Origin of the sequence: Mesorhizobium sp. AD1-1 (assembly GCF_020164655.1) — a bacterium.
In the GTDB taxonomy this organism is placed as follows: Bacteria; Pseudomonadota; Alphaproteobacteria; order Rhizobiales; family Rhizobiaceae; genus Mesorhizobium; species Mesorhizobium ciceri.
On the sequence record NZ_JAIUGP010000008.1, the window covers coordinates 155,046 to 170,642 of the forward strand.

Consider the following 15,597-nt stretch of genomic DNA (forward strand, 5'->3'; position numbering starts at 1 on the left):
TCAGCCCGACTGGGCTGCCAATTCGATGCCACGGGCCAGCTTCTCCTGATCGACTGGTAACCGGATCGGAAAAGCGGTCTTGAACCACTCCACGGCGACAGCGCGGTCAAGCCTACCCGGCCCTTGCCACGCCGCCGTTAGGTTGCGTAGAAAACGTCTGAACTCATCCCCGGCCTCGCGGTTGCGTTTCAGCAACGCAAGTGCCGCCGCCGACCAGCCGTGGATGTCGGCGAACAGTTGATCGCTCTTGACCGCAGCGGCCACGCACCCCTCCAGATCATTGGCGAGAAAGGCAATGGTCGCCTGGTAGCCATGATAGTGAGCGTCGGGCATGGGATTGAGGTCGAAACTGCGCTTCGAAAGCTCCGATGCCCGTTGATGATCACCCATGAAGGAGCTGGCCAGCGCGTAGGCAATCAACGTCGCGGGGTTCCCGGCATTTTGCTCATGTGCAAGGCTGAAGTGAAAATCGGCCAGCTCCCAGCGTCGCGCCAGAAGGTGGCTCCAGGCCAGATTTACCTGGTTGCGGTGGTCGAATGGGTCGAGCAGGACCGAACGCTTGGCCAGTTCGAATGCGCGCTTTAGATCCTGCTCGATCGACGATGCACCCGGAACGACGATCCAACGCGAGTTGAGCACCGCAGCGAGGCTGGAATAGGCGCAGGACAGATCGGGATCAAGCCGGATGGCTTCCTCGTAGCGGGCGATGGCAGCTTCTTCGGTGTCCTTTCGCCACATGATCGAAAGCCGCTGTCCGTCCAGCCAGCAATCATAGGCCGAGAAATGGTTCGGGGAAGCTTGCGATATGCGATGCAGCCTGGCACTGGACAAGGCAATCTGCAGGCGCGCGGAAAAGCGTGCGCAAACTTCATTGAAGGCCGAGCGCCAGGAAGACGGATCCGACGGAACGGTGAGAACGAAGGCTTCTTCTTCTTGCAGGAAGTCATAGCAGGTAATTTGGAATACTGCTGGTCCATCCGTGTCGATCAGACGGATGAGGACGCCGATATCCACGTGTTCGCCTGCCGCCTGATGCATCTGATCCAGTGAGAATTCACCGGCTTGCAACTCCGTTGACACGGCTGTCCAATGCCTAAATCGGGAAATCGAAGCCAGAAGCTCTGTCGCCAAGGCAAATTGCAGGTGTTCGTTCTCTGCTTCGCGCCTGGCAATGATGATGGCGATTGTCGGCTTCCCTGGGATGCGGCTGTCGTGATCGCTTTGCGCAAGGTCGGGGTCAGCCGCCCGCTTTTCACCGTCGTTGCCCGGCTTGAGCGCCTCTAGAAGGTGGAGGATTTCTGCCGGTGGTCGCAGATCCATGTCCGCTTTGAGTTCGGCCGCGTAGCGGTCGAAGAACGCTAGGGCGCGGGCATAACCGCTTTCCTCACAGACCCTCCGAATGGTCTCCACCACGGCATCGTCGAAAAACGGATCAAGTTGCAGGATGCACGCAGCGATGGATTTGCGCTGTCTCGGGTCTGTCTCGGCCGCCAGCCACGCTGCGAGCCGTGTCACCAGCCTGTCGGTTATCATCGTCGACTGCATTCTCAGCCAGTTGTCGAAGACAGGATCGCAATCGTCCAACCCGGCGCAAAGTCCATCCCTGGCTTTGGCCAGCAGGAGCAGCGCACCGTCATAATTGCGGTCGTCGAGCGCACGTTCAAGCTCATCGATGTCGGAACGGATTGCAGTCGGATCGATTCCCAGGACGAGCTTGTCGACTGCGAGGTAATTAAGCCTGGTCTCGCTTGCCAGGCGTCGGAGATCCTTTATGCACTGGCGCAGTGATCCGCGCGCATGCTCCTCGTCCTGCTCGCTCCAAAGCAATGCCGCCAGTCGCCCGCGCGTCTCGCGTGACCTGCCGCTCAGTAACAGATAGGCGAGAATCGCGCAGGCCTTCCGCTTGCCCAACGAGAACGTCTCCGAGCCCTTGCGAAGCTCGAAACCGCCGATTAGCCTAATCGCCAGACCGTCTGTGGAAATTGTCAACTCCGCCGGCTATCGTCTCGGTCGCCAACGGGCGCCCACCGCTTACCCTACGTAAACAGCAGAAGCCAAGATATTGAAAGAGCCAACATGCTGTTGCGCGGGTCGCATTGGACAACGCTTGCTCTGCTGATGCATCACGACCGGCCGATGACGGTGAACCAAGACGACCCGACCTGGGACCGCCAGTCGAGTGAAGATGATTTGGATGTTTTGGAGAATCTGGCTGCGACCCTTGTCGCTGCGCCCGAGAATGGGCTGCCCCTTTTGCACTTCGCGACACGCTACGACATTGGCGTTGAAGTGTTCGATGTTCCGGGTGGATTCCTGGCTATGTCCAACATTGCTCCATTCGAAGGGAATGAGAAACGATTCACAGCAAGTGGCAAAGGCTTTGATGCCGGCACGGCCGTGCTGTCTTGCCTCGGAGAGGCCGCGGAGATTTCCAGCTGGGCCTGCAGAGCCGAAGACGTCACGGCGTCAGCACGCATCGGCTCTCCAGGCGATGGAATGAGGATCGATGCGATTCAAGTGTTGGGCTTTTCGCTGGAACAGATCCGACATCGCGATCGGCTCAACAGAGTGTGGCGTGGCTGGGACAGTATCCCTTCAACGGATCATCTGAACAATCCCCAGCTATGGGCGTCCGTTCGCAGCTTCCATGACGATAGGGTCGCGCTTTGTCCGGCGTTTCTCTGCTATGGCCGCTTTGGTGACGTCGCATATGGCGATTGCAGCTTGAACGTCGACACCAATGGTTGCGCCGCTGGCACAACGCGGGCCGATGCAAGAACCCGCGCCTTGCTTGAACTCGTCGAGCGAGACGCCACAGGGATATGGTGGCACCGAGGCTCCCTGAGAAAGCGGCTGGATATCGCGCGGCTTGATGACCAAGGCTTGGCGTCTCACATCCAGCAGCATCGCCAAGAAACGGGACGCAGGCTCTGGCTTCTCGATATCTCGTCCTTCCGCACGGCCATCGTGACGGCGGCGATCAGCTGCGAAGACAGTGGCGAGCATATGGCGGTGGGTTTCGGGTGCAGCTTCGATATGGTTGCTGCCGCCCGGTCCGCGTTTTTGGAATTGATACAATCCGAAGCTGCAATGCAGGCCCATGCCGAAAGGGCAGAACGGCCCCGTAATAAAACGATGAGCGATGACGATCGTCGGATGACCCGCTGGAAGCGTTTCGCTGACGTGCGCAACTTTCGTTTCGCCATCGGCAAGCCTGCCGACGGCCTGGAAAGCGCTGGCGAAAGCAACGTCACCGACCTGCTGAATGAAATCGGCGAAGTTTGTGGTTCGCAGGTCTGGTTCGCCGATCTTTCGCGATCCGAGATTGGTATCCCCGTTGCAAAGGCGATCTGCGAGGGATTATCCCATTTCAAAGCGCGCTGGGGCTGCCACCGAAACGCCGCACCTTCCATCGCAAGTGATTCGAGCAAAACAGCAGGCCGCCTCTCGCAGGCCAGAAAACTTTTGATCTAATTGTTACAGGCAATGACGACACGGTCACGTTGGAGACCCGCCGCCGGTTACAGGACGCTGATGAGGAAGCCGGCGTTACGATGGTGGGGCGGGGCCAGGACTTCGTGTACGTCGGGATTTGCTCAAGCAGGGGCTCCGAGTTCGCCGGGATCTCGTACAGCGGGGAAGTTGAGTGAACCCCTGTTGACTTGAGGGCGCGAACGCTGCTGTTTTGGGTCGCAAAGCCGCCCGACGGCTAGCGGTGCAAGAAGGGCGAAAAAAGCGGACTTTTGTCGAGATATCTAGGGCAAACTGAAGCAATCCGTGGGACCGCACACCGCCGACCAATGTCTGGATCTCTTAAGACGCTGGTGCGCGCGAACTCGGCAGATGCAAACTTGTATCTCCAGATCGGTGTTCGACTATCCGGCTAAGGTTGCGCCCAGTCGCTTGGAAATCGAAACAATCCAGGCTCGCAGCTCAGGACCAAAAGGCTTCTCAAGAATGGCCCGATCCCAAGCCAAAAAATAAGGTTCCGGCAGCCTGATCCGCTTGTCGAACGGGGCGACGAGCCTGCCCGACGCGATATCGTCGGCAGCCATCGACAGTTGCGCCAGCACAAAGCCCCTTCCGTTGGCCGCCGCATCGATCGCCGCGCTCGACAGGGAAAAGGCCACTTCGCCGGATGTTCTGCGGTGCACCGCGCCGATGCTTGCGGCCCATTCCGCCCATGTCGGCGGCGAGCGGTGATCGCGGGCCCATTCGATGCTGAGAAGCGGCAGATCGAGAATATCGGCGGGCTTGCCGACCGGATGTTTCGCCAGCAGCGTCGGCGAGCAGGCCGGCACCACCCAGTCGGTGAACAGTTCGGTGTAGTGCTCGAAATCACGATATTTCGTGCCGTACGAAATACGGAAATCAACTTGTTCGGCGCCCAGCCTTGGCTCCGTCTCGGCGCCCACCAGCCGCACGGTCGCGCCGGGGTGGTCGACCTGCCAATCCAGGAGCTGCGGGCCGATCCATTTGCTGGCCAACGACGGCAGGCAGGAGATGGTCAAAGTGTCCGCGGACCGGGCCTGTTCGATGAGATCCTGGGCGTCGCGAATGTGTTCGAAGCCGACGGCAACCGCTGCGTGGTAAACGCGGCCCAGCGCGGTAAGGGCGACACTCCTGCCGCGCCGTTCCAAAAGCCGCGCCTCCAGGGCGTCTTCGGCCTTGCGGATCTGCTGGCTGACCGCGCCGACGGAGACGCCGAGTTCGTTGGCGGCCGCCGTCACACTGCCACGCCTCCCGAAAGCCTCGAAGGCCTGTATCGCACGCAGTGGGGGCGTCTTCTTCACCTGGGCAACGATCCTGGGGTCAGCTTGATTTAGTTTTTCTAAAATAGAACGCAGATGCAAGCCCTATGTCGTCCCAGGCCCGCAAGATATTCGTTTAGGCGTCACAAGCTCGGGAGGACGCCATGTTTCTTCGAAACTGCTGGTACGTTGCCGCATGGGACCATGAGGTCGCCGACAGGCTGGTGCCGACCCGGATACTTGGCGAGGATATTGTCCTCTACCGCCGGACCGATGGCGTGGTGGCGGCGCTCGAGGATGCCTGTCCCCACCGCAAGCTGCCGCTGTCCATGGGCCGCATCAAGGGCGACACTGTCGAATGCGGCTATCACGGGCTGACCTTCGACAGCACCGGAACCTGTACGCGCGTGCCCGGTGCTGAAAAGATACCGCATGTGGCATGCGTTCGTTCCTATCCGATCGCCGAACGTTACGGGCTGCTGTGGATATGGATGGGCGAAGCGGCAAAGGCCGACCCCGCGCTGATTTTCGCGGTCGACCACTGGGGCGATCCGGCATGGGGCGTCAATCGCGGCGAGTCCATGGCGCTCGATTGCAACTACCTCTACATGACCGACAACCTGCTCGACCCCTCGCATGTGTCTTGGGTCCACCAGTCCTCCTTCGGCGGCGTTCAGGCGATGGAGGATGCGCCACTCGAAACCACCGTAGGCGCGGACGGCGTGACCGTGTGGCGCTGGGTGGTCGATGCCGCGCCGGCGCCCTTCTATGCGCCTTTCCTCAAATTCTCAGGCAATTGCGACCGCAAGCAGCACTACGAAGTGCGCTACCCCTCCAACGCCATCATCAAGGCGATCTTCGTGCCGGCCCGCACGGGCGGCGAGGGCAAGCCGCTGCACGAGGACGTGTTCCTCATGGACAGCTACAACTTCATGACGCCGGTCGATGAGAACCAGACGAAATATTACTGGTTCCAGATGCGCAATTTCGCCCCCGACGATTTGGAGGTTTCCCGCCAGTTCGCCACCTCTGTGCGCGGCGCCTTCGACGAGGACCGCACCGTGCTCAATGCCGTGCACAAGGGCATGGCAAACAAGCGCACGCCCAATCTCGATCTGAAGATAGATGTCGGACCGCTGCGCTTTCGCCGGAACCTGGCCAAGCTGATCGCCAGCGAGAGCCAGCAATTGGCAGCTGCCGAATGAATGCATTCACCGCTCGCGACACCATCGCAAGAAGCGGATTTCGCGACCTGAAAGTGGTCGCGAAGGTGCGCGAAAGCGCCCTCATCACTTCATTCCATATCGAGCCGGTCGATCCACAGGACTGGCGCGACTTCCAGCCGGGCCAGTTCCTGGTGTTCCGGATTCCGGTAGCGCGGGAGGCCGCCGGCGAAAGGGGATATGTGCTGCGCAACTACAGTATCTCCTGTTCCCCAGACAGCGCTTCCTATCGGATCAGCGTGAAGCGTGAGGCAGCACCCGGGCCGGGGCTTCCCGATGGGATAAGCTCGTGCTTCCTGCATGACCGTATCGACGTCGGTGATGTGCTTCAGGCGGAAGGGCCGCGCGGCGATTTCGTGCTCGACAAGGCCAGCAACCGTCCAGTCGTGCTGCTCAGCGGCGGCGTCGGGCTGACGCCGATGGTGTCGATGCTGCATGCATTGGCTTCGTTGCCGGACCGCCGTGCCGTCTTCATTCACGCCTGCGACAACGGCGATGTGCATGCCTTGCGCGATGAGGTGACCGGCCTGGTCTCGACCCGTCCCGGCCTGACCGCACACTTCTGCTACCGGCACCCGTCCGAGCGCGACAAGGCCGAGCAGCGCTTCCATAGCGAAGGCATGATTTCGCGGGACGTGCTGCAGCGTTTGCTGCCGATCGATGACTATGATTTCTACCTCTGTGGCCCGCCGCCGTTCATGCAGGCGATCTACGTCATGCTGCGCGAGCTTGGCGCGCCAAGGTATCGCATTGCCTACGAATTCTTCGGCCCGGCGACGGTGCTTGAGCCCGATGCAGTGCGAGTTCCCGCGGTTCCAGCGCAGCCGGCAAGGATCGAGCCGGCCGGGGAAGCGACAACCGTGGAATTTCGGAAGTCGGGCCTGACGGCCGTCTGGGATGGCTCGGCCGTATCGTTGCTCGACTTCGCCGAGAACCAAGGTCTGTTGCCGGAATTCAGCTGCCGGGCCGGCATCTGCGGCACATGCAAGTCGCGGCTGATCTCGGGCGACATCGCCTATTTCGAAGAACCGCTGGACGAGCTTGGAAGCGGCGAAGTGCTGTTGTGCTGCTCCAAGCCGCGCGGATCAGTCGTCCTCGATATTTGACAAGATTGCCGCGCGTGGGCGCGGGGAAACGGAAGTCGGGATTTGGAACAGTCGGTCAAACCAGCGTCGAGCCTGCCGCTCAATCCGCATATCGCCGCCTTGCCGCCCTACAATGCCGGCATGAACATCGCGATGGCGCGGGCGCTGAGTGGCCGCAACGATGTCGCCCGGCTGGCCAGCAACGAGAACCCGGATGGGTGTTCTCCCGCCGTCATGGCCGCATTGGCCTCCTCATCCTTCGAGCCATGGCGCTATGCCGATCCGGCCTGCACGGCGCTGCGGGCGGCGCTTGGCGAAAAACTGGCGATCGATCCTGGCATGATCGTTGCCGGCAATGGTTCCGAGGAGATGATCGCCGCCATCTCGCGCGCCGTCCTGGTGCCGGGTGCCTCGGTCGTCACCACGGTGCCGAGCTTCGGGCTGCATGAGATAGAGCCGCTGGCTGCCGGTGCCGATGTCGTCAAGATTGCGATGATACCCGAGATGGGGTTCGATCTTGCCGCGCTCGAAGCGGCGATCGCCGTTGGGCCACGGATCGTTTTCATATCCTCGCCGTGGAATCCGGTCGGGCCGGGTCTCGACCACGCTGGCCTGCGACGGCTGATCGGCGCCGTGCGGCCCGGCACGCTTCTTGTCCTGGACGAGGCCTATTTCGAATTCGCCGATCCCGGCGCGCCCGACGGCATCGAGGTCCTGCGCAACAGCAGCATCGACCATGTCGTGCTGCGCACATTTTCGAAGGCTTATGGCCTGGCGGGGCTGCGCGTTGGCTATGCCGTTTGTTCGGGCTTCGAACTGGCAAGAGTGATCGCGGCCGCCAAGACGCCGTTCAACGTCAATGCGGCAGCACAGGTCGCCGCTATTGCGGCACTGGCCGACGAAAGTTGGATGAAGGCGTCGGCGGGCCGCGTCAGAGCCGAGCGCGTGCGCACCGCCGCCGCACTTGAGGGCCTTGGTTTCCGGGTTGCCCAGTCGCAGACAAACTTCCTGTTCTTCGACTGCAAGGGCGACAGCTCCAGCGTTGCCGCCGGTCTCCTGAAGCAGGGGATCATCGTCAAGGCGTGGCGCGAAACCGGCTACGAGCACTATCTGCGCGCCACCATCGGCTTGCCGGCCGACAACGACCGGCTGATCACGGCGCTTCAGGGATTGGCGGGGCGATGAGCGGCCACGCGTCTCCCAGGCAAACGAACTGGATCGAGCAAGCGGTGCCGTTGTCGGTTGTCGACGCGATCCGCCATGTCGTTGGCGCCTCGAATGTGCGGACCGGTGATGATGCCCGGGCGATCGACCTTGGTTCGAACGGGACGGATTGCGCCGCCGGCATCGTCGTTGCGCCTTCATCGACCGGTGAGGTCGCGGCGGTGGTGCGCATCTGCAGCCAAAATGAGATTCCGATCGTGCCGCAGGGCGGGCGGACCGGCCTGGTCGGCGGAAGTGTCTCGCGGCCGGGCGACATCGTTCTTTCCCTGGCACGCATGAACCGGATCGAGCGGCTCGATCCGGTCGAGCGCGTGGCGGTCGTCGGTGCCGGTGTTACCCTCGAAGCTTTGCAGTCTGCCGCATTTGAGCACCGGCTGGAGCCCGGTATCGATCTTGCCGCGCGCGGTTCGGCGACGATCGGCGGCATGGTGTCCACGAATGCGGGTGGAGTGATGGCCTTTCGCAACGGGGTCATGCGCCACCGCGTCCTTGGCCTGGAGGCCGTGCTGGCCGACGGATCGGTCTATTCCGATCTGACGCGGGTGGTGAAGAATTCCGCCGGCTACGATCTGAAGCATCTCTTCATCGGTGCGGAGGGCACGCTTGGCATCGTGACCCGCGTGGTCGTCAAGCTCGACCCTTCGCCCCGAGCCACCGCCACCGCGCTTTTCGGGCTGCCGTCTGTCGAAGCGGCGCTGCAAGTCATTCGTCTGGCGCTTGAATCGGATGCGGGACATTTGCGCGCGGCGGAGGCGATGTGGACCTCGTATTTCAGCCTGGCCGCAGCCGCGCATGAATGGTCCGAACCGAGCGTGCCGCTCGACCAGATACTGTTCCTGCTGCTGTCGCTTGGCGGCGCGCGCGAAGAGGCGCTGCGCGAAGATTTCGAGCGGATCTATTCGGAAGTGATGGAGCGCTATCCTGAAGCCACCGGCATCATTGCCGGCTCGCGGCGGCAAGAGGAAGACCTGTGGCGGTTGCGCGAGGACACCGGCGTGCTCTATCGCGCTCATCCCCAAGCGCCTTCCTTCGACGTGTCGGTGCCTCTGTCGGAAATTCCGGCCTATCTCGACAGAATCCTGCCCCGGCTCGCAGCGATCGAACCGGGTCTGGCGCCCTATGTATTCGGTCACCTGGCCGATGGAAACCTGCATATCATCCTCAACCGTCAGGGTCCGCTGGCGCCTGACGTAGCGGAGGCTGCCGAGAGCGTCCTGTACCAACAACTGCGGGAGATTGGCGGTTCTTTTTCCGCCGAGCACGGTGTTGGGTCCAAGCGCATCCATTCGCTGCTGGCGACGGTTGACCCGACGAAGCTCGCCGCGATGGAGCGGGTGAAACGAGCGCTGGACGATCAGTCGATCATGAACCCCGACAAGGTGCTTCCCTCCGACGCCTGGTTTGTCCGGTCCTCCAGACCGCTCCTTTCCGGCAATGAGGGCCGATTGCCACCTCAGAACACGAGCGATCACAACGATGAATAGCCCCACGGTGGAACGACAGGGAATGAACGGATTGACCGCAACCGCCAGCGATCCGGTGGGATCGACCATGCGCCATGATGAGCCAGTCCCAGTCTATGCCTGTGATTTCGCGATCCTTCGCAGGAGATTTCGCGAAGCCGCCGAGCGGGCCGGCGCGGAACTGTCTGAATATGTTCATCCGCTGAACGGCCCGGATGGCGAGACGCTGGCGACGGATGTGGCGCTGCTTGGCCGCCGCGATGCGCGCAAGCTGATCGTGCTCATCTCCGGTACGCATGGTGTCGAGGGCCCGTTCGGCTCGACTTGCCAGACCGCCTGGCTCGGCCGGAAGAACCTGGGGCGCCTGCCCGGCGACACAGCCATCCTTGCCATTCACCTCATCAATCCCTGGGGTACGGCTTGGTCGCGGCGCGTCAACGAGGACAATGTCGACCTCAACCGCAACTTCATCGACTGGTCTTCAAGTGCTCCCGTCAACAACGGTTATGCCGGCCTGCACGACGCCATGGCGTATCGCGAGTGGGAGGGACCGGACCGCATAGCGGCCGACGAGAAGCTCGCCGTGGCGCGCAAAAGGCTTGGGCATGCCGGGCTGGCGGCAATCGTCGAAGCCGGCCAGTATGAGTTCGCCGACGGCATGTTCTACGGCGGTGGCGGCCCGGTCTGGTCGAACCGCACCTTGAACGAAATTCTGAAGACCTTTGCCGGCGCGGCGCGCCAGGCCATCGTCTTCGACCTGCATACCGGCGCCGGGCCTTACGGTTATCCGGCTCTGCTTTCTGTGGCGAGTTCCGAGCATGACGGCCTTGCCTGGGGCAAATCCATCTTCGGGCCGGCGCTGGCGACAGTCCTGACAGGCCAGGGCGCCAAGACCGATACCGGCATCACGGCAACGGCGACCGGCTATGTCTCCGATGCCGTCCGCAAGGCAATGCCGAACGCGCGCGTGCTGCCGCTTGTCGTTGAATGCGGCACGTTGGATGGGCCGGCTGTCATGGAAGCGGTCCAGGCCGACAACTGGCTGCATCTGTTCGGCAAGCTCGATTCGCCGTTGGGCAAGCGGATCCGCGACACTCTGCGTTGCGCCTTCATCCCGGATGACCCAGACTGGCAACGCACCTGCCTGTCCAGCAGCCTGCGCTATTTCGATCGTGCGCTGGCGGACCTGCGAACCGTCGAGATAACCCAGGACACCAGCAGCGAACAGACGCCGCCAACCCTTCCTGCCGTCGCGGCCGATCCGGCGCCCGCTGACAAGGCAAAGATCACCACGCCGGCCGTGCAGATCGACGAGCTTCACAAGAGCTTCGGCTCGCTTTTGGTGTTGAAGGGCGTCAATCTCACCGCCCATGCCGGTGAGGTCATTTCCATGATCGGCTCGTCGGGCTCGGGCAAGAGCACGTTCCTGCGTTGCATCAATCTTCTGGAGCAGCCGGATGGCGGCAAGATCGCCATCGATGGCGAGGTGATCAAGATGAAGCCGCTGTCGAGCGGCCGTCTTGGGCCAGCCGATATGGCGCAGGTCGAACGCATCCGCGCCCGCGTCGGCATGGTGTTCCAGAACTTCAATCTGTGGCCGCACATGACGGTGGCGGAGAACATCATCGAAGCGCCCCGGCACGTCTTGAAGGAGCCCCGCGAGAAGGCCATCGAACATGCGCACGCCTTGTTGAAGAAGGTCGGGCTCGCCGACAAGCACGCTCATTATCCGGGCCAGTTATCAGGCGGCCAGCAGCAACGCGCCGCGATCGCCCGAACGCTCGCGATGCGTCCCAAAGTCATCCTCTTCGACGAACCGACATCGGCGCTCGATCCCGAGTTGGTCGGCGAGGTGCTGCGCGTGATCCGTCAACTGGCGGAGGAAGGCAACACCATGATCCTCGTAACGCACGAGATGCAGTTCGCGCGCGAGGTCTCCCACAAGGTTCTGTTTCTCCACCAGGGAAAGGTGGAGGAAGAGGGTGCGCCCGCGGAGCTGTTCGGCAGCCCGCGCTCGGAGCGTCTGCGCCAATTCCTGGCTCGGACACTGTGAGGGAAGCATTCTCGAAGCGTCCGGTTCGCACCGGACAACGGCAATGAAGACCAACAACAAGGGGAACTGATATGAAACTGAAAGTCTTGACGCTGCTCGCATGTCTCGCGGGAAGCATGGGAAGCGCATTGGCGGCCGAAGGCGAGTTGTCCATCGGAACGGAAGGCGCCTACCCGCCATGGAGCATGTCCGACGCCAGTGGCAACGTCACCGGTTTCGACGCCGATGTCGGCGCGTTGCTGTGCACCAAACTCGCGGTGACCTGCCATTTTGTCGTGCAGGCGTTCGACGGGTTGATCCCGGCGCTGAAGGCCAAGCGCTTCGACGTCATCATCTCGGGCATGTCGATCACCGCCGATCGCAAGAAGGAGATCAATTTCAGCGTCGGCTATGCCGAACTGGCCAACATGTTCGTCGCGGCCAAGGGTTCTGATCTGGCCGCGATCACCGACGTCGACACGCTGCTGAAGTCGCTCGACGGCAAGAAGGTCGGCGTGCAGGCTGGCACGACCCACGCGCATTTCCTCGAGAAGCGTGCACCGAATGCCGACCTGAAAACCTACGACACGCTTGACCAGATGCAGATCGACCTGGCGAGCGGCCGTATCGACACGGCTTTCGCCGATCAATCCGCCTTGCAGGATTTTCTGGACAAGCCTGACGGCAAGAACTTCCAACTGGTCGGTGTTGAGATCAAGAGCACATACGACCCGACGCTTGGCGAAGGCATCGGCGTCGGCATCGCGCAGGACAACACCGAACTCAAGGCCAAGATCGACAAGGCGCTTTGCGAGCTGATCGCGGACGGCTCGGTCGGCAAGGCAAGCCAGAAATGGTTCAAGACGGACATTTCCCGGCCCTGCAAATAACGCCTTGGAACCCTCGCATGCGCCCGGAGCGCCGGGCGCATGCGCTTCGCTGGCACGACAAGACTAGGGCAACTCAGATGGAATTCGGTCTCTGGCAGGTTTGGGAAGCGGGTTGGGTGACCGCCATCCTGCGTGGCGCGTCGATAACGATCCTGGTGGGTCTCGTCAGCATGGCGGCCGGGCTGGTGATCGGCATTGTCTGCGGCTTGATCAAATGGGCCCGGATATTTCCGCTCTCGCTGCTCGTTGATGCCTATACCTCGCTGGTGCGCGGCGTGCCCGAGCTGCTCATCATCTACCTCCTGTTTTTCAGTTCGGTTGAATTCGTGACCAAGGTCGTGACCGCTTTCGGCTATGCCGGGGTCGCGGAGAGCGGCTATGCGTTCGTCATCGCGGTCATCGCCATCGGCGCGATCTCCGGCGCCTATTCGACCGAGGTCGTGCGCGGAGCCCTGGGGGCGATCCCCAATGGGCATATCGAGGCCGCGCGCGCGCTCGGGTTATCGGGCGGCCGGATCTTTCGCCGCATCATCGCGCCGCAGATGCTGCGCATCGCGGTTCCCGGAATCAACAATGTCTGGCAGACGACGATCAAGGACACGGCCCTGGTCTCGGTGGTCGGCCTTCAGGAGCTGATGCGCATTTCTTTCATTGGCGCCAATTCCACCCGCCACCCGTTCATCTTCTACCTGATCGCGGCTGTGGTTTATCTGGCCATTACGCTCGTCAGCCAGGCCGGGTTCGACGGCATCGAACGCCTACTCAGGGTGAGGACGAGAAAGTAGTTATGATGGATCTCATCCAGCTAGCGGTTCCCGTCCTGCTCAAGGACCTGTGGGTCACAGCGGCACTAACGTTCGTCTCGGTGCTGATCGGCTTCAATCTGGGCCTCGGTTTGGCGCTGATGCGGCTGTCGTCGAACCGCTTCCTGTCAGGCTTTGCCAAATATTATTCCAATGTCTTTCGCGGGACGCCACTGCTGGTGCAGATTTTCCTGTTCTATTACGGGCTTGGCCAACTTTCCCTGATCAAGGACAACGCAGCTTTGTGGTGGTTGATCAGCGACGGCGCGCGCTGCGCCGTGCTGGCGCTTGCGCTGAACACGGCTGCCTACACGTCGGAGATCCTGCGCGGCGGATTGATGTCGGTTCCGGTTGGCCTCGTCGAAGCGGCGCAGGCATGCGGCATGTCGCGCATGCTGCGGTTCCGGCGCATCGAGTTTCCGCTCGCCATCCGCCAGGCGCTGCCGGCCTATGGCAATGAGCTCATCCTGGTCGTCAAGGGGACCAGCCTTGCCTCGACGATCACGGTGCTCGAGATCACCGGCTACGCCAAGCGGCTGATGAGCCAGACCTTCGCAATCTTCGAGATCTTCGCCATTGCCGGCGTGCTCTACCTTGTGATCAATCTGCTGTTGATCGCCATCATCCGCGCCATAGAGCGTTTCCTCATGCGCCACGAGGCGTCCTCTGGCCGAGATCTGGCAGCGCCGCAACCAAATCGATCGACCGTGGGTTCGTGACGCCCCTGCTAAGATAGAGCGATCCGAAACCAATTGTCACTGACGGTCGAGTGGCTACTCGTCAGTCGTTGGAAACAAGCCCGGCGAGAAGCGAGTAGTTTTCACGACGTCTCTGACTAAGATGCAATTTCATTGGACGCTGAATGCCCGAGATAAAATGGGGGACCGATCGTCTCGCTTTAGATCACTGCTTCCTCGAGAAACGGCTCGTTGCGATCTATGCGCTCGTAACAGAACGGCGAAAGATCGAGCGTCTGGAAAGCCCCGTGAACGATAAGTTCTGAAACGGCCCGGCCCACGGCTGGCGACTGTTGCAGCCCGTGCCCCGAGAAGCCGTTGGCAAACATGAAATTGGTCACCTGCGGGTGAAAGCCGACGATGCCGTTGTGGTCGAGCATGTTGTACTCGTAGTGGCCGGTCCAACTGGTCTGGACCTTGAGTGCGTCGAAAGACGGAATGCGGTGCCAGAGTGCCGGCCAGATGTAGTCGTCGAACTCTTCATGGTGCATTTCAAAGTCGTCGTAGCCGGCCGGTCCGTCGCCTTGCGGCGTGTTGCCGGTGAGAAAAAGCTCGCCTTCGGGACGCACGAATGTTCCGGAAAGGTCGATGACATTGGGCATCCGGCCGGGGATCGGGTTGGCGCTGGCGAAGACGAAGCTGTAGCGCTTGTAGGGCGCGACCGGGATCGACAGGCCGGCCATGGCGGCCACCTGCTGAGCGCGCGGGCCCGCGGCGTTGACCAATGTTCCGCAGGCAACCGTCTGTCCGGTCGCGAGGCGCACCGAGATGACCCGCCCATCGGCGATATCCAGCCCTGTCACGGCATTGTCGATATACTCGACGCCGCTGGCGCGGGCTGCGCGGCGGAAACCGTTCATCAGCCCCACGGAATCGAACCAGCCCTCTTCCCTGGCCCCCCAGGAACCGCCACCGAGATCCTCCACATTGAGCCAGGGGAAGCGATCCTTCAGCGGGCCCGGCTCAAGAAACACCGTGTGGGCCCCAAAACTGCGCTGCAGATCGACGCGCTCGCGGGCCGCTTTGACGCCGTCGGGTGAACAGCAGTAAAGATACCCATGCTCCTTGAAGCCGAGGTCGGGCGCCGGTTCGTCCTTGTAGAAAGGTGCCATACGCTCCTGAAATCCGCGGATGACCTCGATGCCGAACTGGCTGATCTTCACATTGATCGGATTGGAATATTGCTGCCGGATCGCACTGGTGGAGAGCGCCGTCGACGAGAATTCGTAGCTCGAGTCGCGTTCGACCACGAGGATCGAGGCGCCGCTGCCCAGCGCCTGGCTCAGCCAGTAGGCCGTGGACGAACCGATGACGGCACCGCCGACGATGACGATGTCGTAGGCGGTCCGTGACGGCGCTTTGTACCGGGGGATCGGCATGGCTGTATCT

12 protein-coding genes are annotated in these 15,597 nt (G+C 61.8%); 9 read left to right on the forward strand and 3 right to left on the reverse strand.

Features of this window, described 5'->3' with window-relative positions:
• The gene (locus LB519_RS17225) at window positions 1–1,911 is read right to left on the reverse strand and encodes a hypothetical protein (RefSeq protein WP_224620677.1); all 1,911 of its coding nucleotides are present in this window, start codon (window positions 1,909–1,911) and stop codon (window positions 1–3) included.
• A gap of 165 nt (window positions 1,912–2,076) precedes the next feature.
• Between LB519_RS17225 and LB519_RS17230 the strand changes: the two genes are divergently transcribed.
• Complete coding sequence (locus tag LB519_RS17230) at window positions 2,077–3,474, forward strand: YcaO-like family protein (protein ID WP_224620678.1); 1,398 nt, start codon at window positions 2,077–2,079, stop codon at window positions 3,472–3,474.
• A gap of 401 nt (window positions 3,475–3,875) precedes the next feature.
• On the opposite strand, the gene LB519_RS17235 is transcribed toward LB519_RS17230, so the two are convergent.
• Window positions 3,876–4,793, reverse strand: coding sequence for a LysR substrate-binding domain-containing protein (locus tag LB519_RS17235; RefSeq protein ID WP_013530419.1), 918 nt, complete (start codon window positions 4,791–4,793; stop codon window positions 3,876–3,878).
• A gap of 122 nt (window positions 4,794–4,915) precedes the next feature.
• Between LB519_RS17235 and LB519_RS17240 the strand changes: the two genes are divergently transcribed.
• The 8 genes from LB519_RS17240 to LB519_RS17280 all read left to right on the forward strand — a co-directional run bounded on the left by LB519_RS17240 (window position 4,916) and on the right by LB519_RS17280 (window position 14,190).
• Window positions 4,916–5,956 carry an aromatic ring-hydroxylating dioxygenase subunit alpha gene (locus tag LB519_RS17240; protein ID WP_013530418.1) on the forward strand — a complete coding sequence of 347 codons (1,041 nt, stop codon included), beginning with the start codon at window positions 4,916–4,918 and terminating at the stop codon, window positions 5,954–5,956.
• On the forward strand, window positions 5,953–7,080 hold the full coding sequence (locus LB519_RS17245) for a 2Fe-2S iron-sulfur cluster-binding protein (RefSeq protein WP_224620679.1): 1,128 nt from the start codon (window positions 5,953–5,955) through the stop codon (window positions 7,078–7,080). The genes LB519_RS17240 and LB519_RS17245 overlap by 4 nt, the downstream gene beginning before the upstream one ends.
• A gap of 42 nt (window positions 7,081–7,122) precedes the next feature.
• Window positions 7,123–8,244: an aminotransferase class I/II-fold pyridoxal phosphate-dependent enzyme gene (locus LB519_RS17250; RefSeq protein ID WP_224620680.1), complete on the forward strand. Its 1,122-nt coding sequence runs from the start codon at window positions 7,123–7,125 to the stop codon at window positions 8,242–8,244.
• Window positions 8,241–9,767, forward strand: coding sequence for an FAD-binding oxidoreductase (locus LB519_RS17255; protein ID WP_224620681.1), 1,527 nt, complete (start codon window positions 8,241–8,243; stop codon window positions 9,765–9,767). Before LB519_RS17250 ends, LB519_RS17255 begins: the two co-directional genes overlap by 4 nt.
• 67 nt (window positions 9,768–9,834) lie before the next feature.
• The gene (locus LB519_RS31330) at window positions 9,835–11,799 is read left to right on the forward strand and encodes a DUF2817 domain-containing protein (RefSeq protein WP_411909255.1); all 1,965 of its coding nucleotides are present in this window, start codon (window positions 9,835–9,837) and stop codon (window positions 11,797–11,799) included.
• 71 nt (window positions 11,800–11,870) lie between these two features.
• Window positions 11,871–12,668, forward strand: coding sequence for a transporter substrate-binding domain-containing protein (locus LB519_RS17270; protein WP_224620682.1), 798 nt, complete (start codon window positions 11,871–11,873; stop codon window positions 12,666–12,668).
• Window positions 12,669–12,745: 77 nt separating this feature from the next.
• On the forward strand, window positions 12,746–13,453 hold the full coding sequence (locus LB519_RS17275; protein WP_063168719.1) for an ABC transporter permease: 708 nt from the start codon (window positions 12,746–12,748) through the stop codon (window positions 13,451–13,453).
• Between the two features lie 5 nt (window positions 13,454–13,458).
• Window positions 13,459–14,190: an ABC transporter permease gene (locus LB519_RS17280; RefSeq protein WP_224620751.1), complete on the forward strand. Its 732-nt coding sequence runs from the start codon at window positions 13,459–13,461 to the stop codon at window positions 14,188–14,190.
• Window positions 14,191–14,369: 179 nt separating this feature from the next.
• Here LB519_RS17280 and LB519_RS17285 read toward each other — a convergent pair whose 3' ends face one another.
• Window positions 14,370–15,587: an NAD(P)/FAD-dependent oxidoreductase gene (locus LB519_RS17285; RefSeq protein WP_024503251.1), complete on the reverse strand. Its 1,218-nt coding sequence runs from the start codon at window positions 15,585–15,587 to the stop codon at window positions 14,370–14,372.
• Window positions 15,588–15,597 lie beyond the last annotated feature (10 nt).

What these genes read in the sequence shown, in the direction of transcription:
- LB519_RS17230 (WP_224620678.1), top strand. Translation starts at nt 2,077, where the DNA reads ATGCTGTTGCGCGGGTCGCATTGGACAACGCTTGCTCTGCTGATGCAT.
- LB519_RS17240 (WP_013530418.1), top strand. Translation starts at nt 4,916, where the DNA reads ATGTTTCTTCGAAACTGCTGGTACGTTGCCGCATGGGACCATGAGGTC.
- LB519_RS17245 (WP_224620679.1), top strand. Translation starts at nt 5,953, where the DNA reads ATGAATGCATTCACCGCTCGCGACACCATCGCAAGAAGCGGATTTCGC.
- LB519_RS17255 (WP_224620681.1), top strand. Translation starts at nt 8,241, where the DNA reads ATGAGCGGCCACGCGTCTCCCAGGCAAACGAACTGGATCGAGCAAGCG.
- LB519_RS31330 (WP_411909255.1), top strand. Translation starts at nt 9,835, where the DNA reads ATGCGCCATGATGAGCCAGTCCCAGTCTATGCCTGTGATTTCGCGATC.
- LB519_RS17270 (WP_224620682.1), top strand. Translation starts at nt 11,871, where the DNA reads ATGAAACTGAAAGTCTTGACGCTGCTCGCATGTCTCGCGGGAAGCATG.
- LB519_RS17275 (WP_063168719.1), top strand. Translation starts at nt 12,746, where the DNA reads ATGGAATTCGGTCTCTGGCAGGTTTGGGAAGCGGGTTGGGTGACCGCC.
- LB519_RS17280 (WP_224620751.1), top strand. Translation starts at nt 13,459, where the DNA reads ATGGATCTCATCCAGCTAGCGGTTCCCGTCCTGCTCAAGGACCTGTGG.
- LB519_RS17285 (WP_024503251.1), bottom strand. Translation starts at nt 15,587, where the DNA reads ATGCCGATCCCCCGGTACAAAGCGCCGTCACGGACCGCCTACGACATC.